This is a genomic window from Sphingopyxis sp. H073 (assembly GCF_001468395.1).
Lineage (GTDB): Bacteria > Pseudomonadota > Alphaproteobacteria > Sphingomonadales > Sphingomonadaceae > Sphingopyxis.
Map to the genome: position 1 here is coordinate 41570 of NZ_LNSG01000013.1, position 19704 is coordinate 61273.

At 66.4% G+C, this 19704-nt stretch carries 19 protein-coding genes; 9 read left to right on the plus strand and 10 right to left on the minus strand.

The window, feature by feature from the left end:
* Positions 1-136: 136 nt before the first annotated feature.
* From ATE64_RS18815 to ATE64_RS18840, 6 genes are all read right to left on the minus strand, one after another.
* A complete protein-coding gene (locus ATE64_RS18815; protein WP_058457306.1) occupies positions 137-751 on the minus strand; it encodes a superoxide dismutase in 615 nt (204 codons plus the stop codon).
* Between the two features lie 227 nt (positions 752-978).
* Positions 979-2547, minus strand: coding sequence for a cisplatin damage response ATP-dependent DNA ligase (locus tag ATE64_RS18820; RefSeq protein WP_058457307.1), 1569 nt, complete (start codon positions 2545-2547; stop codon positions 979-981).
* The gene (locus ATE64_RS18825; RefSeq protein ID WP_058457308.1) at positions 2544-3557 is read right to left on the minus strand and encodes a ligase-associated DNA damage response exonuclease; all 1014 of its coding nucleotides are present in this window, start codon (positions 3555-3557) and stop codon (positions 2544-2546) included. The genes ATE64_RS18820 and ATE64_RS18825 overlap by 4 nt, the downstream gene beginning before the upstream one ends.
* Positions 3557-4984 carry a UdgX family uracil-DNA binding protein gene (locus ATE64_RS18830; protein WP_058457309.1) on the minus strand — a complete coding sequence of 476 codons (1428 nt, stop codon included), beginning with the start codon at positions 4982-4984 and terminating at the stop codon, positions 3557-3559. Before ATE64_RS18830 ends, ATE64_RS18825 begins: the two co-directional genes overlap by 1 nt.
* Complete coding sequence (locus ATE64_RS18835) at positions 4981-6231, minus strand: putative DNA modification/repair radical SAM protein (RefSeq protein ID WP_058457310.1); 1251 nt, start codon at positions 6229-6231, stop codon at positions 4981-4983. Before ATE64_RS18835 ends, ATE64_RS18830 begins: the two co-directional genes overlap by 4 nt.
* Positions 6232-6291: 60 nt before the next feature.
* Positions 6292-7767, minus strand: a complete 1476-nt coding sequence (locus ATE64_RS18840) for a GAF domain-containing protein (RefSeq protein ID WP_231729180.1) — start codon at positions 7765-7767, stop codon at positions 6292-6294.
* A 270-nt stretch (positions 7768-8037) separates the two neighbouring features.
* On the opposite strand from ATE64_RS18840, the gene ATE64_RS18845 reads away from it, so the two are divergent.
* Positions 8038-8832: a response regulator gene (locus ATE64_RS18845; RefSeq protein ID WP_058457312.1), complete on the plus strand. Its 795-nt coding sequence runs from the start codon at positions 8038-8040 to the stop codon at positions 8830-8832.
* Between the two features lie 113 nt (positions 8833-8945).
* Here ATE64_RS18845 and ATE64_RS18850 read toward each other — a convergent pair whose 3' ends face one another.
* Both ATE64_RS18850 and ATE64_RS18855 read right to left on the minus strand, forming a co-directional pair.
* Positions 8946-9575 (minus strand): sigma-70 family RNA polymerase sigma factor, encoded by a 630-nt coding sequence (locus ATE64_RS18850; RefSeq protein ID WP_058457313.1) that lies wholly within the window; start codon positions 9573-9575, stop codon positions 8946-8948.
* A 69-nt stretch (positions 9576-9644) separates the two neighbouring features.
* Positions 9645-10058 carry a BLUF domain-containing protein gene (locus ATE64_RS18855; RefSeq protein ID WP_231729179.1) on the minus strand — a complete coding sequence of 138 codons (414 nt, stop codon included), beginning with the start codon at positions 10056-10058 and terminating at the stop codon, positions 9645-9647.
* 143 nt (positions 10059-10201) lie between these two features.
* On the opposite strand from ATE64_RS18855, the gene ATE64_RS18860 reads away from it, so the two are divergent.
* The 5 genes from ATE64_RS18860 to ATE64_RS18880 all read left to right on the plus strand — a co-directional run bounded on the left by ATE64_RS18860 (position 10202) and on the right by ATE64_RS18880 (position 13511).
* A complete protein-coding gene (locus ATE64_RS18860) occupies positions 10202-10456 on the plus strand; it encodes a hypothetical protein (protein WP_058457314.1) in 255 nt (84 codons plus the stop codon).
* On the plus strand, positions 10456-11091 hold the full coding sequence (locus ATE64_RS18865) for a sigma-70 family RNA polymerase sigma factor (RefSeq protein WP_058457315.1): 636 nt from the start codon (positions 10456-10458) through the stop codon (positions 11089-11091). The genes ATE64_RS18860 and ATE64_RS18865 overlap by 1 nt, the downstream gene beginning before the upstream one ends.
* Positions 11092-11160: 69 nt before the next feature.
* Positions 11161-12336, plus strand: coding sequence for a PQQ-dependent sugar dehydrogenase (locus ATE64_RS18870; RefSeq protein WP_058457316.1), 1176 nt, complete (start codon positions 11161-11163; stop codon positions 12334-12336).
* A 68-nt stretch (positions 12337-12404) separates the two neighbouring features.
* Positions 12405-13145: an alpha/beta fold hydrolase gene (locus ATE64_RS18875; protein WP_058457317.1), complete on the plus strand. Its 741-nt coding sequence runs from the start codon at positions 12405-12407 to the stop codon at positions 13143-13145.
* Between the two features lie 45 nt (positions 13146-13190).
* Positions 13191-13511: a hypothetical protein gene (locus tag ATE64_RS18880; protein ID WP_058457318.1), complete on the plus strand. Its 321-nt coding sequence runs from the start codon at positions 13191-13193 to the stop codon at positions 13509-13511.
* Between the two features lie 286 nt (positions 13512-13797).
* On the opposite strand, the gene ATE64_RS18885 is transcribed toward ATE64_RS18880, so the two are convergent.
* Together ATE64_RS18885 and ATE64_RS18890 are read right to left on the minus strand one after the other, a co-directional pair.
* Complete coding sequence (locus ATE64_RS18885; RefSeq protein WP_058457481.1) at positions 13798-14190, minus strand: acyl-CoA thioesterase; 393 nt, start codon at positions 14188-14190, stop codon at positions 13798-13800.
* 172 nt (positions 14191-14362) lie between these two features.
* Positions 14363-15610 carry a threonine ammonia-lyase gene (locus tag ATE64_RS18890; RefSeq protein ID WP_058457480.1) on the minus strand — a complete coding sequence of 416 codons (1248 nt, stop codon included), beginning with the start codon at positions 15608-15610 and terminating at the stop codon, positions 14363-14365.
* Positions 15611-15667: 57 nt separating this feature from the next.
* Here ATE64_RS18890 and ATE64_RS18895 point away from each other — a divergent pair, with 57 nt between their 5' ends.
* From ATE64_RS18895 to ATE64_RS18905, 3 genes are all read left to right on the plus strand, one after another.
* A complete protein-coding gene (locus ATE64_RS18895; protein ID WP_058457479.1) occupies positions 15668-16546 on the plus strand; it encodes an NAD(P)-dependent oxidoreductase in 879 nt (292 codons plus the stop codon).
* A gap of 176 nt (positions 16547-16722) precedes the next feature.
* On the plus strand, positions 16723-18375 hold the full coding sequence (locus ATE64_RS18900) for an amidohydrolase (RefSeq protein ID WP_058457478.1): 1653 nt from the start codon (positions 16723-16725) through the stop codon (positions 18373-18375).
* A complete protein-coding gene (locus tag ATE64_RS18905) occupies positions 18356-19633 on the plus strand; it encodes an FAD-dependent oxidoreductase (RefSeq protein ID WP_156417344.1) in 1278 nt (425 codons plus the stop codon). Before ATE64_RS18900 ends, ATE64_RS18905 begins: the two co-directional genes overlap by 20 nt.
* Positions 19634-19704: the final 71 nt, after the last annotated feature.

Consider the following 19704-nt stretch of genomic DNA (forward strand, 5'->3'; position numbering starts at 1 on the left):
ATAGCGGCCAAAGCTGCCGCCAAAAATCTGTGTTCCCCCGCGAAGGCGGGGGCCCATCATCGGTCCGCGCTATTTGGAGCCCACAGGAGATGGGTCCCCGCCTTCGCGGGGACACACGATCTTCTTCATGGGCAAATTACGCCGGATAGGTCCAGGTCGTCTCGCGCGCGAGATTCTCAGCCGCGAAGTCCCAGTTGAGCAGCTCGTCGACCACCGCGTCGACATAGGCCGGGCGCAGGTTCTTGCGATCGATGTAATAGGCATGTTCCCACACGTCGATCACCAGCAGCGGCTTGATCCCCGCCGTCAGTTCGGTGCCCGCATCGTGCGTGTCGGTGACCGACAGCTTGCCGTCCTTGGCGACCAGCCACGCCCAGCCCGACGCGAAATGGTTGACCGAGGTGTCCTTGAGCTTCTTCTTGAGATCGTCCAGCGAGCCAAAATCGCGCTCGATCGCAGCGGCAAGATCGCCGGCGGGCGCAGTCTTGGTCGGGCTCAGGCTTTCCCAATAAAAGGCATGGTTCCACGCCTGCGCCGAATTGTTGAACAGGCCCTTGTTGCCCGATCCTTCGGCGTGGTGGACGATTTCCTCGAGGCTCTTGTCAGCCAGTTCGGTGCCTTCGATCGCGGCGTTGGTCTTGTCGACATAGGCCTTGTGATGCTTGCCATGGTGCGTCGCCAGCGTGTCGGCCGAGATATGCGGCTCGAGCGCGTCGAGAGCATAGGGGAGAGGAGGATGGGCGATCGTCATGGCAGTCTCCATTTGTTTTGGGGTCTTTGCGGCCTTTAACTCGGTATCGCGGGTGTGGGTTGCAAGGATGTGACGGGGAATTTTTCTCCGTCCGACCGACGGCTTTACCATCCTCGTCAGTTCGAGCCGACGTCTCCACCTTCGTCATCCCGGACTTGATCCGGGATCCATGCTTCCAGCGCCGCAATAGATCCCGGATCAAGTCCGGGATGACGAGACAGGGCAAGTTAAGTCACCATCGCCTGCAGCGTTGCGATCCGGTCGGCCTCCTCCGCAGGCTTGTCGCGCCGGATGCGCGAAATGCGCGGGAAGCGCATTGCGAGCCCCGACTTGTGGCGCTTCGACGTGTGGATCGAATCGAACGCGACTTCGAGCACCAGCGACTTCTCGACCTCGCGCACCGGCCCGAAGCGGTTCAGCGTGTTGTCGCGCACGAACTTGTCGAGCCACTTCAATTCCTCGTCGGTGAAGCCCGAATAGGCCTTGCCCACGGGTAGCAATTCGCCCGCGTCGGACCAGCAGCCGAAGGTATAGTCCGAATAGAAACTCGCGCGGCGGCCGTTGCCCCTTTGGGCGTACATCATCACGCAATCGGCAGTGAGCGGGTCGCGTTTCCATTTGTACCAGAGGCCAGCGCGGCGCCCGGCGACATAGGGCGCATCGCGGCGCTTGAGCATCACGCCTTCGATCGCGGCATCGCGCGCGCCGGCGCGGCGCTCGGCGAGATCGTCGAAATCGGTCGCGTCGATCACCTGCGACAGGTCGAAATGGCTGGCGGCAAGCCGGGGGACAAAGGCTTCCAACTGCCGCCGCCGTTCGGTCCACGCGAGGGCGCGCAGATCATTGCCGTCAACCGCGAGCAAGTCGTAGACGCGCACGAAGGCCGGATAGTCGGCGAGCATTTTCTTCGACACGACTTTCCGCCCCAGCCTTTGCTGCAAGGCGTTGAAGCTCGCCGCTTCGCCACCCTGAACCTCGCCGCGCACGAGCAATTCGCCGTCGATCACCGCATCCTGATCGAAGGCCGCGACCAGTTCGGGGAAAGCGCCGCTGATCTCCTCGCCGCCACGGCTGTAGATCCGCGTCTCGCCGCCACCATGGACGATCTGGACGCGGATGCCGTCCCATTTCCACTCGGCGGCATAGTCGGCAAGATCGACGCTCTCTTCCTCCAATGGATGCGCGAGCATGAAGGGGCGGAAGAAGGCGACGTCGGCAAGGTCGGGTCGCTCCGCCCTGCCCTCGCCCCACGCGAACAGCGGCGCATAGGGCGGCGGGATCGCGTGCCACAGCTCCTCGACATCGTCGACGGGCACATCGAACGCCTGCGCGAACGCCTGCTTCGCAAGCCGCGCCGACACCCCGACACGCATTCCGCCGAGCGCGAGCTTGAGCAACGCATAACGCCCGTCGGCGTCGAGCCGGTCGAGCAGCGACGCGACCACTGCGGGCGCGTCGCTGCGGCTGGTCGCAGCCAGCGCATCGACCGCATCCGACACGCTGAGATCTGCCTTCTTCCCCGACGCTTCCGGCCACAGCAGCGCCGCAGTCTCAGCCGTATCGCCGACGAAATGCCGCGACAGGCGGAACAATTCCTCGTCAACGCGGGTCGCGAGCAGGGTCCGCACCGTCCCCGCCTTCACCGCCGGAAAGTCCAGGCTCTCGGTCAGCGCCGCGATCGCCCAGCCGCGGTCGGGATCGGGCGTGTGGCGCAGGTAATCGACGATCAGCGCGAGCTTCGAATTGCGCGAGCGCGTGTAGATCAGCCGGTCGATCAGGGCCGCGAAGCGCTTCACGCCTCCTCCTCCAGATCGCGCCCGACCAGGTGCAGCGCGCGCGCCTTGCGCTGCGTCAGCTCGCACCAGCGCAGCAGCCCGTCCTCGCTGCCATGGGTGATCCAGCTTTCCTTCGGGTTCACCTCGCTTATCGTCGTCGTCAGTTCGTCCCAGTCGGCATGGTCCGAGATCACCAGCGGCAGTTCGACCATCCGCTGCCGCGCGCGTTGGCGCACGCGCATCCAGCCCGACGCCATCGCGGTCACCGGGTCGGGCAGCCGCCGCGACCAGCGATCATTGAGCGCCGAGGGCGGTGCTAGGACGATCTGCCCCGCCATCTCGGCCTTGTCGGTTTCCGAAACGAGCCGCAGTTCGCCAAGATCGACGCCATGCACCGCATAAAGCTGGCACATCTTTTCAAGCGCGCCGTGGATATAGATCGGCGCATCCCATCCCGCGCCGCGCAGCTCGGTGATCACCCGCTGCGCCTTGCCGAGCGCATAGGCGCCGACGAGCACCGAGCGCTCGGGCTCGGCGCGCACCGCGCCGATCAGCTTGGCGATCTCGTCGGAGGTCGGCGGATGGCGAAACACCGGCAAGCCGAAGGTCGCCTCGGTAACGAAGATATCGCATGGCACCACCTCGAACGGCGCGCAGGTCGGGTCGGCGCGGCGCTTGTAGTCGCCGGTAACGACGATCCGCTCGCCCTGATACTCCATCAAAATTTGCGCGCTGCCGAGCACATGTCCCGCCGGGTGGAAGCTGAAACGCACCCCGCCGCGCTCGAACCCGTCGCCATAGGCAAAGGCGGCGTTATTGCTCGCCTCGGCATCGACGCCGTAACGCAGCGCCATGATCGCGAGCGTTTCGGGGGTCGCAAACACCGCGCCATGCCCGCTGCGCGCATGGTCGGCATGGCCGTGCGTTACCGCCGCGCGCGGGGCGGGGCGCGAGGGGTCGATCCACAGGTCGGCGGGCTTGACATGGATTCCGCTCGGGTGCGGCTCGATCCAGGTCCTGGTCTTCGCCATCAGGCGGCGAGTTTCCGGGCGAGCGCAAGGTCGGCGACGAACAGCGCGCGCTCCTTCGCGGCTCGCTCGCGGTCAGGCAAGCGCAGCAGGAAGGACGGATGGATCGTCGCGATCAATTTCGTGCCCCCCTCCAGCTCGTGTACCGCGCCGCGCATCGACGTGATGCTCGCGCTCTTGCCCGTCACCCCGCGTAGCGCGCTGGCGCCCAGCGTAACGATCAGGTCGGGCTGCACCAGCGCGCGCTCCTTGTCGAGCCACCAGCGGCAGATGTCGATTTCTCCCGTCGTCGGGTTCTGGTGAAGCCGCCTTTTGCCGCGCGGCTCGAACTTGAAATGCTTGACCGCGTTGGTGAGGAATAGCCGTGTCCGGTCGAGCCCCGCCTCTTCGAGCGCCTCGTTCAGCACCTGCCCCGCCGGCCCGACGAACGGCCGCCCCTGCAGATCCTCCTGATCGCCCGGCTGTTCGCCGACGAGCATGATCCGCGCGCGCTCGGGCCCCTCGCCCGCCACGCCTTGCGTCGCGTTGCAATAGAGCGGGCAGCGCGTGCAGCGATCCACCGCGCGCGCGACGTCCGCCAGCGTCTTCACATCGTCATCGAGGAGCAAGTCTTCGGGCACGCGCGTCCGCCATTTGTCGGTCAAGGGGTTCGCCATGGAAACGGCCGCTTCGCGCATGCGTTCCACCCGTGCCTCGGCGCCCGCGAGCAAGGGCGCGATATCCTGCGCCTCGGGCAGGTTCTTCCAATATTTCTTCGGCATCTCGGCGCGCATCGCGTCGATCTTCACCCGCGCGGGGTTGAAGATCGCGCCATAATAAGTCCGCCACTGATCCTCGACCAGGTCGCTGTCGGGCACCTCGTCCTTCGTCCCGCCGGGGCCGTAGTTCAGCGTTTCGTCCTGCCAGATCGCGCGCGCATCGGGCGTCACGATCGCCCAGTCCATGCCGTAGAAGCGCCGCTGGAAGAAGGGCGCGGTCAGCCGCAGGATGCGGTGCGTCGGCTCGAACCACGCCGCGAAACTTTCGCGCCCCGCCTCCTCGCCGAGCCGGCGGAAGCGCACGAAGGCGTGCATCTTGTGGACGTCGCGGCGGATCGCCTTGTCCGCTTTGCGCAGCCAGTCGATTTCGGAATCGGTCGTTCGCGCGAGCAACTGCCGGTCGCGCGCCGCGCGCCAGATGATGCGGTAGAGCCGCGCGGCCGTTTCCGGGTCGCGATGGCAGATGACGCGCTCGGCGATTTCAAGCAATTCGCGCGGCAGCGACACCGCGCCCGCTGGCGCCACCACTGCCTCATCGCCGAACAGCGACGCGCCTTCGGCGCTACCGCGCCAGCTTACGTCGTCGGGCGCAATGCCGCTCGCAAGCAAACCTCTTGCCGCGCTCCGCCACTCGGCGAAGTCGCCGGGCTCTTTCAGGACCACTTCCCTCACAGCGCGAGCGCCAGCTGCTCCGCGGGCGGCGCGAAGCGGGCGCGGAGGTCGGCGCTGTCGGTGAGCTTGCCCGGCCGCCAGTCGGGCGTCACGATGAAGGGCAGGACCTTCTTCACCGATGCAGTCAGCTTAGCGAGATCGCCGAGCCTGAGCTTGCCCAGCCGCCGCGCAGCGACGATGCGGTCGACGGCGCGCGTCCCCAGCCCCGGCACGCGCAGCAACAATTCGCGCGGCGCGCGGTTGATATCGACCGGAAACGCTTCGCGCCGCTGGAGCGCCCACGCGAGCTTGGGATCGATCGCGAGATCGAGCATTCCCCCGCGCGCACCTTCCATGATTTCGGCGCGCTCGAAACCATAAAAGCGCAGCAACCAGTCGGCCTGATAGAGCCGGTGCTCGCGCATCAGCGGCGGGCGGACGGGCGGCAGGTCTTGGCTGGCATCGGGGATCGGGCTGTACGCCGAATAATAGACGCGGCGAAGCTGGTATCCCGAATAGAGGTTCGTCGCGGTCTTGAGGATATCGTCGTCGCGCGCCGCGTCCGCGCCGACGATCATTTGCGTCGACTGACCCGCGGGCGCGAAGCGCGGCGGCTTCGCCTTGCCGATCAGCCGGCTCTTCGCCGCCTCGATCGCCGCGTCCGCGCCGACGCGCACCGATGCCATCGTCTTGCGGATCGTCTCGGGCTTTTTCTCGGGCGCGAAGCTCGACAGGCCCTCCTCGGTCGGGAGCTCGACATTGGTCGAGAGGCGATCGGCATAGAGCCCCGCCAGCGCGATCAGGCCGGGATCGGCGCCCGCGATCGTCTTCAGATGGATGTAGCCGCCAAAGCGATGCTCCTCGCGCAGGATGCGCGCGACCTCGACAAGCTGCTCCATCGTATAATCTTCGGACCGGATGATCCCCGACGACAGAAACAGTCCTTCGATATAGTTGCGCTTGTAAAAATCGAGCGTCAGCCGGACGACCTCCTGCGGGCTGAAGCGCGCGCGCTCGACATTGCTCGACGCGCGGTTGATGCAGAAACGGCAGTCGTAGATACAGAAATTGGTCAGCAGGATCTTGAGCAGCGAAATGCACCGCCCGTCGGGCGCGTAACTGTGGCAAATACCCATGCCCTCGGTCGACCCGATAGCTTTCGTGCCGACCGAATCGCGCCTCACGGTCCCCGACGACGCGCAGGACGCATCATATTTCGCCGCATCGGCCAGCACCGCCAGCTTTTCTAGAATCGGTTTCGCGGACATGGCCCATGCCTAGCATGAGAACATAGAAAGAACAAATCGATCGGGTCGCGCTTGTCGCGCTTATGCTTCGCGCCAACGTGCGGGCAAGGTGATGTCGACGACCAGCCCGTCCGGTTTCCAGTCGCGCTCAATCGTGCCGCCCAGATTATTCTTCACGCTGCGCTCCATCAGCAGCGTGCCGAAGCTGGTCCGTTCGGGCTCGGCGACCGTCAGCGCGCCGCCGCTTTCGGCCCAGGTCAGGTGGAACAGGCGCGGGTCGCTGCCTTCGGGATCCTGCGACCAGTTCACGTCGACCTGCCCGTCGGCGCCGGTCAGCGCACCATGCTTCACCGCATTGGTCGCAAGTTCGTTGAACAGCAGGGCCATCGCGACAAGGGCATTTTCGGGCAGCAGCAGGTCCGGGCCCGACCAGCGGATGCGCGGAAAGCTTGCCTCGACCTCGCGCAGCAGCGCGTGCATCGACCCGGTCATGAAATTGGCGCCGAGCAGTACATTCTGCGCGCGGTTGAGCGCGTCGAGGCGGCTGCTGATCCGTTCGACATAATCGTCGACATCGCGCGCGGCGTGGCGGCTCAGCGAGATGATGGCGCCGACCGTCGCGAACAGGTTGCGCATCCGGTGGTGCAGTTCGCGCATCAGCAGCGTGGCATTTTCCTGCCGGCTCTTCTGTTCGGTGATATCGATGCAAACGCCGGTCAGGATCGCATCGTCGTCGCGCACGTCCCAGTCGCCGCGGATCCCCAGCCAGCGGACCCCGCGCTCGGGATGATCGATGCGATGCTCGACCGAATAGGAGGTGCCGCTCGCCACCGCCTCGTTGATCGCAACCTCGACGCGCGCGCGATCCTCGGCATGAATGCGTGCGAACACGCCCTCACGGTTGGTGAGTGCCGAGGCATAGTCGGCGCCCCAGAGTTCGGCGACGGCCCCGCGCCAGGTGACCGCATCGGCCCGCGCATCGTATCGCCAGCTTGCGATGCCTGAGAAATCGAGCGCGCGCTCCAGCGTCCGGCGGGCGTCGTCGCGCTCGACGACGATACGGCGCAGATCGGCCTCGGCCATGATGATCGCGGCGAAGTCCTCGAGCCGTTCCATCTCGCGAAGATCGAGGGTCGCCCGCACCTTGCGGTCGATCACGCACAGCGTCCCGAGTACCATGCCGTTGTACGCGCGAAGCGGCACCCCGGCATAGAAGCGGATGTACGGCTCGCCGGTTACCAGCGGATTGTCGACGAAGCGCGGGTCGGCCGCGGTGTCGGTCACAACGAGCGGTGCGTCGCCGGCGATGACATATTGGCAGAAACTGATGTCGCGCGGCGTTTCGCTGACCGTCAGCCCATGCGCGGACTTGAACCATTGGCGGCAATCGTCGACCAGCGTGACAAGCGCGATCGGCGCATCGAACAGGTCCGCGACGAGCTTCGTCACACGGTCGAAAGCCGCCTCGGGGGCGGTATCCATCAATCGGTATTCGCGAAGGGTTTCCAGCCGCCACGCCTCGCGCGTCACCGCGTCGCCTTCGCCGCCGTCCGCCAAGATCCGCCCCTCCGTTGCTTGCGGAGCCATCGTACCGGCACTGGCCCCAGGCTGCTCTGCCATAGAAAAGGGTTCCCAAAAAGCGCGGTTACGACACTGCGGAGAAAATAGAGCAATTCCTACCGCTTACACGCAAATATCATCACGGCTCGGCAGACTCTACGCATTCCCGACCGACAAGTTGCAGCAAGAAGGGACGCTTTTCGTATCGCACAAGCGGAACCCGTCGGCGCGGCGAAGCGTATTCCTACGATTGGAGGGAGCATTGATATGACGCTGGGAGACGAAATCCGCGGGCACCTGCCCTTTCTGCGCCGCTACGCGCGCGCACTTACGGGCAGCCAGCAACATGGCGACAATTTCGTGCATACGACGCTCGAAGTCATCGTCGCCGCTCCCGACGAGTTCCGCGTCTCGGATGACACGCGCATCGACCTCTACCGCAATTTCCACCGCATCTGGGAAAGCGCCTTCATCGAGGATGGCGAGGGCAGCGACGAGGGCGAGAACCCCCTCGTTCGCGCCGCCAACCGCCGCCTCGCGCGCATCACCCCACTCAGCCGCCAGATGCTGCTGCTGACCGCACTCGAAGGCTTTTCGGTCGAGGAGACCGCGGCGATCACCGGCGCCGACAGTGCGATGGTCGAAACCCTGCTCGCCGAGGCGGTGGACGAGGTCGACCGCGAGGCACGCACATCGGTGCTGATCATCGAAGACGAGCCGCTGATCGCGATGGACCTCGAACAGATCGTCCGCGACCTCGGCCACGAGGTCGCGGGTGTCGCGACGACGCATGAGGATGCGGTCGCGGCGTTCGAAAACAGCGACGCGGGGCTCGTCCTCGCCGACATCCAGCTCGCCGACGGATCGTCGGGGATCGATGCGGTGCAGGATATTTTGGCGATCGCGCCGGTGCCGGCGATCTTCATCACCGCCTTTCCCGAAAAGCTGCTCACCGGCCACCGTGTCGAGCCGACCTTTTTAATTTCGAAACCCTTCGGCCGGAACACCGTCCGCGCCGCGATCAGCCAGAGCCTGCTATTTACGCCGCAACTGGCGGCCTAGGGACAGAACCCATTAATTCCGCTCCTGCGGGCATTCGGATAGCGGCCGCCAACTGTTGGCCGCGTTCGCTCCACTCCCCGAAGCCGCCCTCACGGTTCGGGGTGCTCAGCGCCTCAGTCCGGCGAAGGCCCGCCGCCGGTCAGCTGGTCGATATCGCTCATGATGGACGCGAAGGCTTCGCTCGGCGCCAGCGGGTCGTCGCTGCGCAGCGGCATGTCCCCGCCCTCCAGGATCGCGTGGAGCGCCGTGCGCGCACGCGACACGCGGCTCTTCATCGTCCCCACCGCGCAGCCGCAAATCTCCGCGCCTTCCTCATAGGACAGCTGCCCCGCGCCGATCAGGATCAGCGCCTCGCGCTGGTCGACCGGCAGCAGCAACAATGCACGCTGCACGTCGGCCAGATGCAGGCTGTCGTTCTGGTCGTCGGGCGCGACGAGCAGGCGCTCGGCGGCAAGCTCGTCATAGTCGGCGGTGAATTTCTTCCGCCGCATCTGCGACAGGAAACAGTTGCGCAGGATCACGAAGGCCCAGCTCTTCATGCTCGACGGCCCCGGGATATAGCTGGCGCGCGCCTTCCACGCCTTCAGCATCGTCTCCTGCACTAGGTCGTCGGCGAGGTCGGCGTTCCCCGTCAGGCTGCGGCCGAAGGCGCGCAGATGCGGGAGCATAGCTGCCAGCTCGCGCTTGAAGCTGGCATCATCGAGGGGGCTGGGCGTAACGTCGCTGATAACAGGGCCTTTTATATGCTCGGGTTCTACTGAACCTTGTCCAAGGCTTAGCGCCTTGAAACTTCAATGCAAGGGTAGCGCAGGTCAGAATGTCGCGCGGCGACGGCCCAGCGCAATGAAGTTTGCCATCATCCGCTCGTCCTGCGGATCGAGTCGGCGGTTCGCGGCAAGTCGGGCCAGATCCTCGTCATATCCCTCGAAGCCCGGACAATAGAGCATCGACCATTCGGCGAACTCGCGAACGTCGATCGCGCGGCGCCTCACCTCGACCATTCCGCTGTGGCGCGGGTCGCACCGGATCGTATCGAGGCACGCATCGACCTCGCCCGCCGGACCTTCGAGCAGCTGCATGAAATTATGGCCATTATAGATGAGCGCGCCGGTGAGTCCGTCCCGCCTATTGTTGCGCCGGGCGCTCAGCAGGATTGCGGCAATATCTTCTTCGCGGATCAACGGATCGGCGACGCTGACGTAAATCACTGAAATCAAGGTGGTCACGCTCCTGTTTCCCGGGCATAGGCCGGGAAAGATGTGACCCCTCACGCCGGTCCGAATAAGAGCAGTGTTGCTTCATGGCAACGCGTTCGTCGCAAAAAACAACCAAAGCGGGAACCAGCGGCGCATTCCGTCGTTGCTTCGGCATGGCTACGCACGGCAACAACAGGTTCAACGGAAAGGACCGCCCTGTCATCGGGCAGGATGAACCGCGCCGGTCGAACGGCAGCTTCCCCGGCACCGGCAGCGATCAGTGGCACCGTACGCTGACGGGCCGCCAGTCGCCCGAGCCGGTGAGCGCCAAGCTGCGGATGATCTACGGCAATATCGTCGCCGAACAATTGCCCGCCGATATGCTCGACTTGCTTGCGAAGCTCGACCACGAGAGCCCCGAACAATAATGGCGCGAACCAGCACTGCGCCGCTGCCGCAGGACAATAGCTCCCTTTCGGACAGCGAGTTCAAGGCCCTGCTGGCGGGCGTCATTCCCCATTTGCGCGCCTATGGCCGCAGCCTGTCGGGCAACCCCGACCTTGCGGACGATCTCACGCAGGACACGATGGTCAAGGCCTGGGCTTCGCGCGACCGGTTCGAGCGCGGCACCTCGATCAAGGCGTGGACCTTCGTCATCCTGCGCAACACCTTCCTGTCGCAGATGCGGCGGAACAAGTTCCACGGCGACTATGATGAGGTCGCGGTGGAGCGGACGCTGTCGACGCCCGCCAGCCAGGAGGATGCGGGCGAGATGACCGACCTGCAACGCGCGCTGATGGAATTGCCGCAGGACCAGCGCGAGGCGCTGATCCTCGTCGGCGCCGGCGGCATGTCCTACGAGGAAGCTGCAAGCATCTGCGACTGCGCGCTCGGCACGATGAAAAGCCGCGTGTCGCGCGCGCGGTCGGCGCTTGAGGAGATCATGGCGAACGGGCAATTCTCGCAGAAACGCGCCGACGCGCCACCCGCAAGCGAGGCGATCGACGCGATCATGAACAGCGTCGAGGAAATAACCGCGCGCCGCGAGGCATCGGGGGGCTGAACCCTCTCGACTTCACGGCCGGGGTGCGCCAGATTTGATATTCCGCCCCCCAGCAAAGCGAGCAAATTCATGAAGAAAATCTCCCCCGCCGCCCTATTTGCGGCGATGATCGTTGCCGCCTGCTCGGCCGGCACGACGAGCAACGCCGCGCCCGCCGACAGCGCCAGCCTCGACGCATCGGGCGCGCAGCCCGCGACCCCGCTCGCCGAAGCTCCCTTCGCGGTCCGCGAGATCGCGCGCTTCGACGAACCCTGGGCGATGACCTTCCTCCCGCGCGGCAAGCAGGCGCTCGTCACCGAACGGTCGGGCAAGCTCAAACTCTGGCAGGAGGACGGGCCGACGCTCGACGTCGCGGGCGTGCCCGCCGTCGCCTATGGCGGACAGGGCGGCCTCGGCGACGTGATCCTTGCGCCCGACTTCGCGACCAGCGGCGCGATCTACCTGAGCTGGGCCGAACCGGGCGACGGCGGCACCGCCGGTGCGGTGGTCGGCCGCGCGAAACTGGTGCAGGGCGCCGCGCCGCGCCTCGAGGGACTGCAGATCATCTGGAAACAGGATCCCAAAGTCACCGGCCGCGGCCATTATTCGCACCGCCTCGCCTTCTCGCCCGACGGCCAATATCTCTTCATCGGTTCGGGCGAGCGGCAGAAGTTCGATCCCGCGCAGGACAGGAAGGCCAATCTCGGCAAGGTCGTCCGGCTGAATCCCGATGGCAGCGTCCCCGCCGACAATCCCTTTGCCTCGCAAGGCGGCGTGACCGCGCAGATCTGGTCGCTCGGCCACCGCAACATCCTCGGCCTCGCCTTCGACGGCACGGGCAAGCTCTGGCAGCAGGAAATGGGTCCGAAGGGCGGCGACGAGGTCAACCTCGTCGAGGCGAAGGCGAATTACGGCTATCCGATCGTCTCGAACGGCGACCATTATGACGGGCGCGACATTCCCGACCACCCGACGCGGCCGGAGTTCGACGCACCGAAGCTGTGGTGGAACCCTTCGGTCTCGCCCGCCGGGCTCGTCTGGTACGGCGGCGATCTCTATCCGGGCTGGAAGAACAGCCTGCTGATGGGTGCGCTGTCGGGTCAGGGGCTGATCCGGATGCAGGTCGACGGCGACACGCTGCATAAATCGGACCGCTGGGACTTCGGCACCCGCATCCGCGAGGTCGAAGTGCGCGACGACGGCTCGGTCTGGCTGCTGACCGATGGCGAGGGCGGCAAGCTGTTACGGCTGGTTCCGAAGGGCTAGGGTTAGGACCCAAGCCCCGCCATGCGCCTGCCTTCGCACGCCTGCAAAATCTGCTATAGGCGCCCACGATGATCCGCGGCTTCCTTACCCGGCGCGCCGAATGGCCCGCGCGCATTCCCGATCCCGACGCACCGCCGCCGCTCTCGCTGCTGTGGCGCGAGGTCGGGGCGCTGCTGCGCGCCATCGCGGGGCGCATCCGGCCGATGCCGCCCGAACCCAATCCCGACAGCGAGCATCCGCCGGTGATGGTGCTGCCCGGTTTCCTCTCGGGCGACTGGGCCACCAAAGCGCTGCGCGGCGACCTCCGCCGCGCAGGGTTTCGCTGCTACGCCTGGGGCCTCGGCTTCAATCGCGGCGCGACTCCTGACATCATCGAGCGCATCGACAGCCGCGTGCAGTGGATCATCGACCGCACCGGTTATGCCCCCGCGCTCGTCGGCTGGAGCCTCGGCGGCATCTACGCACGCGAATATGCCAAGCATCATCCCGACAAGGTCGCGCGCGTCGTGACGCTCGGTTCGCCTTTTTCGGGCAGCCGACGCGCCAACCGCGCCTGGCGGCTGTACCATCTCGTCGCGCGCCACCCGGTCGACAATCCGCCGATCGACTTCCACCCGGCGCCGCGCCCCTCGATGCCGACCTTCGCGCTCTGGTCGCGGCACGACGGCGTGATCGCGGTGAACAGCGCGCGCGGCGCGCCGCACGAAAGCGACCGGCAGGTCGAGGTCGATTGCGGCCACATGGGCTTCGCCTATGCGCCGACGTCTGTGGCGGCTATCATCAAGGCGTTAACCGAAGAGATAGGTTGATCGGGCAAGCGGCGGCGTCTCCCCCCTTCGAAGGACAATGATTCCATGCTGACCGTCACGACCGCCGCGATCGCCCTGATGATGCAGGGCGCCCCCGCGCCGGCGTGTACGCTCGGCCGGATCGCGGGCGATCCGCGCGAAACGCGAATCTGGGTGTCGCTCGCCCCCTCGCCCGGCGCCCGCCGCACCGCGCGGGTAAAGCCCGGTCAGCCCGTTTTTCTCTGCGGGTCGCGGGGCGTATGGATCTTCGTCCGCTTCGCCGACCGCCGCCACAGCTGCGGCGGCATCGGCAGCCGCCCGGCCCGCGCGGGTTCGACCTGCGCCGAAGGCTGGATCGAACGGCGGCGGATCATCAGCGAGCGCTAGAGCGGACGGCGGGTTGCGACCGGAGGTTGCTGTTTGGTTCCTCCCCGTGGCGCAGCCATGGGGAGGTGGCAGTGCGAAGCGCTGACGGAGGGGCAAGTGGCGCGAGGTCGCGGCCCCTCCACCATCGCCTGCGGCGACGGTCCCCCTCCCCACGGCTGCGCCGCAGGGAGGATATTCCTTTCTTCGTCATCCCGGACTTGATCCGGGATCCATCGCGGCGTTGAAGTCGTGGACCCCGGATCAAGTCCGGGGTGACGAATGTCTGGAATCCACTGCCAAATCCGCCCTACCCCAAAAACGGAGCGACAATCTCGTCCGTCACGCGCAGCGGCCGCCCGCTCGCCTTTTCGAGCAGCGCCCACACCGTTCGCGCCCGGACATGCACCTTTCCGTCCGCGCCGGTGAATTCCATGAAGCGGTCGAACTTAGCGCCCTGCGGCTTGTCGGCGACCCACGTCCGCGCGGTCACCGTCTCGCCGGGGCCGAGCGCGCGCAGATAATCGATCTCGTGTCGCACCACGACCCAGATGTAGGCATCCTTGTGGCTCTGCGGCGCGGCGGCGTCCCAATGGCCCGTCGCAACCTGCTGGATCCACTGGACCCACACGGCATTGTTGACATGGCCAAGCTCGTCGATGCTGTCGGGGGTGGCGGTGAAGGAGAGGGTGAATTCTTTCATCTAGCCGCCATAGCAATCCCCTCCCGCCAGCGGGAGGGGCAGTGAGACTTGCGAACTTGTTCGCTAGTCGCAACGGGGTGGGCATGCAGCGAGGCCGCCTTGCCCACCCCGCTGCGGCTAGGCAGCAAGCTGCCAAGCCTCGCCACCCCTCCCTCCTGCGGGAGGGGGGAAATCAAGCCAGCTCGACCGTCGTCACCATATAACCCGCATCGCGCAGCGAGGCGACGAGGCTGTCGAGATGCTCGCGGTCGCGCGCTTCGCATTCGATGTCGGTGATCAGGCCCTTGGCGGGCAGCGTGGTGAAGATACGCTGGTGGTAGATTTCGATGATGTTGACCTGTTTTTCGTCGAACAGCTTCATCACCTTGAACAGCGCACCCGGGCGATCCTGCAGGCGGATGCGCAGGCGCGCGATGCGGCCCGACCGCGCAAGGTCGCGCAGCAGCACGTTCGCGAGCAGCCGCGTGTCGATATTGCCGCCGGTGAGTACCAGTCCGACCTTGCGCCCGGCGAATTCCTCGGGATGCGCGAGCATCGCCGCGAGTCCCGCGGCCCCTGCGCCCTCCACCACGGTCTTTTCGATCTGCAACAGCAGGCTGACCGCGCGCTCCAGATGGCGCTCGGCGACGAGCACGATGTCGTCGTTGAGTTCGGCGACCAGCTTGCGGGTGTAAGACCCCGGCTCCTTGACCGCGATGCCCTCGGCCAGCGTGTCGCCCTCGCACGCCATGTCGACGCCATTCAGCTCGGCATACATCGACGGATACAGCTCGGCCTGCACGCCGACGAGGCGCATGTCGTTCTTGATCCCGCGCGCCGCGGTGCCCATCCCTGCGAGCAGCCCGCCGCCACCGATCGGCACGATCAGCGTATCGAGCTCGGGCACATCCTCGAGCATTTCAAGCGCCACCGTCCCCTGCCCCGCGGCAACGTGCGGATGGTCGAAGGGGTGCACGAAGGTCAGCCCGCGTTCCTTCTCCAGCACCCGCGCGTGGGCATAGGCGTCGTCGAACGTCTCGCCGTGCAGCACGATCGTCGCGCCATGGCTCGCGGTCTGCGACACCTTCACCTGCGGCGTCGTCTTCGGCATCACGATCGTCACCGGCACGCCGAGCCGCTTGCCGTGATAGGCGAGGCCCTGTGCGTGATTGCCCGCCGACGCCGCGATCGCGCCGCGCGCCTTCGCCTCGTCGCTGAGCAGCAGCAACGCATTGAGCGCGCCGCGCTCCTTGTACGCCGCGGTGAATTGCAGATTCTCGAACTTCAGCCACACTTCGGCGCCGACCAGCTCGGAGAGCGTCTGCGATTTCAGCGTCGGCGTCCGCACGACCGCGCCGTTAATTCGCACCGCAGCCGCACGGACATCGTCGAGCGAGATCACCGGAAGATCGGCAGCGGGAGCGGTTGCGAGGTCTGTCATAACGCGGCTGGCCCTAGCCCATCTGGCGCGCGAAGCAAACAATGCTATGGACCCCTTATGAGCGAACAGAAATTGCGCATCAGCTTCATCGGCACCGGCGTTATGGGCGGGCCGATGGCGGGGCACCTCGCAAGGGCGGGGCACGACCTCACCGTCTATAACCGCACGCGGTCGAAGGCCGATGCCTGGGTCGCGACCTATGGCGGCGCGGCGGCATCGACCCCCGCCGGGGCCGCGGCCGACGCCGACGTCGTCCTGACCTGCGTCGGCAACGACGATGATCTCGCGCAGGTGACGCTCGGCCGCGATGGCGCCTTTCGCGCGATGAAGAAAGGCGCGCTGTTCATCGACCACACCACTGTTTCCGCCCGCATCGCGCGCCAGCTTTCGGTCGAGGCCGAGGGGCTCGGCCTCCACAGCGTCGACGCCCCCGTCTCGGGCGGCCAGTCGGGCGCCGAGGCCGGCACGCTGTCGATCATGTGCGGCGGCACGAAAGCCGCGTTCGAGGCGGCCGAACCCGTCATGCGCGCCTATGCCGCGCGCATGGTCCATATCGGCGGCCCCGGCGCGGGGCAGACGACGAAGATGGTCAACCAGATCGCGATCGCCGGCGTGCTGCAGGGCCTCTCCGAAGCCTTGCGTTTCGCACAGGCTTCGCGCCTCGATACCGACAAGGTGTTCGAGGCGGTGTCGGGCGGCGCCGCGGCGAGCTGGCAGATGCTCAACCGCTGGGGCACGATGGCGAAGGACGAGTTCGACTTCGGCTTCGCGGTCGACTGGATGCGCAAGGATCTGGGCCTCGCGATCGAGGAAGCGCGCGTCAACGGCGCGACCTTGCCCGTCGCCAGCCTCGTCGACCAATTCTACGCCGATGTGCAGAAGCTCGGCAACGGCCGCCGCGACACCAGCTCGCTCGTGACGAGGTTGCCGAAATGAGCGGGCGCGGGAAAGATCATCCCCTCCCGCAGGCGGGAGGGGCAGCGAAACTCGGTCCGGCGCAGCCGGGCCTAGTTGCAGCGGGGTGGGCCAGCCTACCTCGCATCCTGCCCACCCCGCTGCGACTAGCGAGCAAGCTCGCAAGTCTCACTGCCCCTCCCGCTTGTGGGAGGGGATTGTTAGCCCTGCTCGCCCTGGCCATCTCAACCCCCGCGCACGCCGACACGCTCGTCGATAATGTCAACGGCATCACGCTCGACAAGGACGGGAAGCTCGTCCGCTTCACCGGCCTCGTCATCGGCAGCGACGGCAAGGTCAAGCAGCTCCTCGACCGCAAGGACAAGCGCCCCGAACGCCCCGATTTCAAGGAAGACGGCAGGGGCCGCACCTTGATCCCCGGCCTGATCGACGCCCACGGCCATGTCATGGGCCTCGGCTTCCAGTTGATGCTGCTCGACCTCAGCGGCACCAACAGCCTCGCCGAGGCACAGGCGGCGATCCGCAAATATGCCGCCGAAAATCCCGAAATGCCGTGGATCATCGGCTTCGGCTGGAATCAGGAAAAATGGGGTCTCGGCCGTTTCCCGACCGCCGCCGATCTCGACGCCGCGGTCCCCGACCGCGCGGTCTGGCTCGAACGCGTCGATGGCCACGCCGGCTGGGCCAATACGGCGGCCATGACCGCCGCAAAGATTACCGCCGCTACCAAAGCTCCCGAGGGCGGCCGCATCGAAATGGCGGGCGGCAGACCCTCGGGTGTCTTCGTCGACGCCGCGATGGGCCTGATCGACGGCGCGAAGCCCAAGCCGCTGGCGCGCGACCTCGACCGCGCCTTCCTCCTCGCCCAGCAGAAGCTGATATCGCAGGGGATTACGAGCATCGCCGACATGGGCACGACGATCGCCGAATGGCAGGCGTACCGCCGCGCCGGGGACAAGAAGCAGCTCGCGGTGCGCATTCTCTCCTACGGTGGCGACATCGACAATATGGCAATCATCGCGGGGTCCGAACCGACGCCGTGGCTCTACGACGACAAGCTGCGCATGGTCGGGGTGAAGCTCTATCTCGACGGCGCGCTCGGCTCGCGCGGTGCGTGGCTGAAGGCGCCGTACAGCGACGCGCCCGGCCAGAAGGGCCTGCCTTTGCTCTCCCCCGCGCAGCTCCGCAACAAGATGGTGCGCGCCTCGATGGACAAGTTCCAGGTCGCGATCCACGCGATCGGCGACGCCGCCAATGCCGAGGCGTTGAGCGCTATCGCCGACCTCACCGCCGACCTGCCCGGCGAACGCCGCTGGCGCATCGAACATGCCCAGATCGTCGACCCGCTCGACATTCCGAAATTCGCCGAGCTCAAGGTCATTGCGTCGATGCAACCCGTGCACCAGACCAGCGACCGGCTGATGGCCGAAGCCCGCCTCGGCCCCGACCGGCTGAAGGGCGCCTATGCGTGGCGCAGCATGGAAAAGGCCGGCGTCCGCCTTGCCTTCGGCTCCGACGTGCCGGTCGAGAGCGCCAACCCCTTCCCCGGCATCGCCGCCGCGATTTCGCGCACCGACGCCGCGGGCCAGCCCGTTGGCGGCTGGCGCCCCGAGGAGACGGTGACGCGCGAAACCGCGCTCGACGGCTTCACGCGCACCGCCGCTTATGCCGCCTTCGCCGAAGACCGGCTCGGCACGCTGATGCCCGGAATGCGCGCCGACTTCGTGATGCTCGAGTCCGATCCGCTGCTCGCCAGCCCCGACGAGATCCGCAAGATGACCCCGCTCGAAACCTGGATCGGCGGCTATCGCTACTACAAGAAGAGCGAGGGTGCGACCGTTGGCAGGTGACGTGCCGTCGCGTCGGGCTCTGCTGACCGGGATGGTTGCGCTGCCAGTCGCGACCACGGTAGCCGCCGCCGAGCGCAAGGAGCGCAAGCCGAAAAAGCGCAAACCCGCGCGCCCGAAGGTCCAGCATGTCGACGTTGCGATCATCGGCGCGGGCGTATTCGGCGCGTGGACCGCGTGGCACCTCGTCCGCGCGGGCAAGTCGGTCCGGCTGTTCGACGCCTATGGCGCGGGCCACTGGCGCGCCTCGTCGGGGGGCGAGAGCCGCGTCATTCGCATGGGCTATGGCGCCGACACCATTTACTCGGACATGGCGAAGGAGTCGCTTCCGTACTGGAAAGACCTGTCCGACACCGCGAGCCTGCCGATCTTCCACAACACCGGCGTCCTCTGGTTCGCGCCGCAGGGCGACAGCTACACGCGGCAATCGCTCGACTGGTTCAAGGCGAACCGCGTCGATCATGAGCATGGCGACGTGCGCTGGCTGCAGGACAAATGGCGCCAGATCCAGTTTTACCAGGGCGAGACCGGCATCCTCGAAAAGGATGGCGGCGCGCTGATCGCCGGGCGCGGCGTGCAGGAAGTCATCGCCGACGCGCAGGTCGAGGTCGAGCGCGTCGTCATGCCCGCGCCGCTGATCGCCAAGAAGATCAGGAAGCACCGCCTGCCCGACGGCGGCACCGCCGACCATCTCGTCTATTGCGCTGGCCCCTGGCTCGCCGAACTCTTCCCGCAACAGCTCGGCGGCAAGATCGTCGCGACGCGGCAGGAGGTCTATCATTTCGGCGCGCCGCAGGGCGACACGCGCTTCACCCCGGCCGAGCTGCCCGTCTGGGCCGACTTCAACAATGGCCGCATCGTCTATGGCATCCCCGACATCGAGGGCGCGGGGTTCAAGATCGCGATCGACGTCCATGGCCCCGTCGTCGACCCCGACACGCAGGACCGCGCCCCGACCCCCGCGGGCATCGCCGAGGCGCGCGCCTATCTCGCGCAGCGCTTCCCCGGCCTCACCGACGCGCCGCTAATCGGTGCGCGCGTCTGCCAGTATGAGAATAGTTCGAACGGCGACTATATGATCGACCGGTTGCCCGGACAGGACCGCATATGGCTGGTCGGCGGCGGGTCGGGTCACGGGTTCAAGAACGGACCCGCGGTGGGCAAGCGTGTCGCCGCGCATATCCTCGACCCCGCGCTGCCGGTCGAACCGCGCTTCAGCTATGCGACCAAGGGCACGGTTGCGGCGCGGACGGTCTATTAATTTCGTCATTGCGAGCGCAGCGAAGCAATCCAGAGTTGCGCAAACCGCTCTGGATTGCTTCGCTGCGCTCG

What these genes read in the sequence shown, in the direction of transcription:
- ATE64_RS18815 (WP_058457306.1), bottom strand. Translation starts at nt 751, where the DNA reads ATGACGATCGCCCATCCTCCTCTCCCCTATGCTCTCGACGCGCTCGAG.
- ATE64_RS18825 (WP_058457308.1), bottom strand. Translation starts at nt 3,557, where the DNA reads ATGGCGAAGACCAGGACCTGGATCGAGCCGCACCCGAGCGGAATCCAT.
- ATE64_RS18835 (WP_058457310.1), bottom strand. Translation starts at nt 6,231, where the DNA reads ATGTCCGCGAAACCGATTCTAGAAAAGCTGGCGGTGCTGGCCGATGCG.
- ATE64_RS18845 (WP_058457312.1), top strand. Translation starts at nt 8,038, where the DNA reads ATGACGCTGGGAGACGAAATCCGCGGGCACCTGCCCTTTCTGCGCCGC.
- ATE64_RS18860 (WP_058457314.1), top strand. Translation starts at nt 10,202, where the DNA reads ATGGCTACGCACGGCAACAACAGGTTCAACGGAAAGGACCGCCCTGTC.
- ATE64_RS18865 (WP_058457315.1), top strand. Translation starts at nt 10,456, where the DNA reads ATGGCGCGAACCAGCACTGCGCCGCTGCCGCAGGACAATAGCTCCCTT.
- ATE64_RS18870 (WP_058457316.1), top strand. Translation starts at nt 11,161, where the DNA reads ATGAAGAAAATCTCCCCCGCCGCCCTATTTGCGGCGATGATCGTTGCC.
- ATE64_RS18875 (WP_058457317.1), top strand. Translation starts at nt 12,405, where the DNA reads ATGATCCGCGGCTTCCTTACCCGGCGCGCCGAATGGCCCGCGCGCATT.
- ATE64_RS18880 (WP_058457318.1), top strand. Translation starts at nt 13,191, where the DNA reads ATGCTGACCGTCACGACCGCCGCGATCGCCCTGATGATGCAGGGCGCC.
- ATE64_RS18885 (WP_058457481.1), bottom strand. Translation starts at nt 14,190, where the DNA reads ATGAAAGAATTCACCCTCTCCTTCACCGCCACCCCCGACAGCATCGAC.
- ATE64_RS18890 (WP_058457480.1), bottom strand. Translation starts at nt 15,610, where the DNA reads ATGACAGACCTCGCAACCGCTCCCGCTGCCGATCTTCCGGTGATCTCG.
- ATE64_RS18895 (WP_058457479.1), top strand. Translation starts at nt 15,668, where the DNA reads ATGAGCGAACAGAAATTGCGCATCAGCTTCATCGGCACCGGCGTTATG.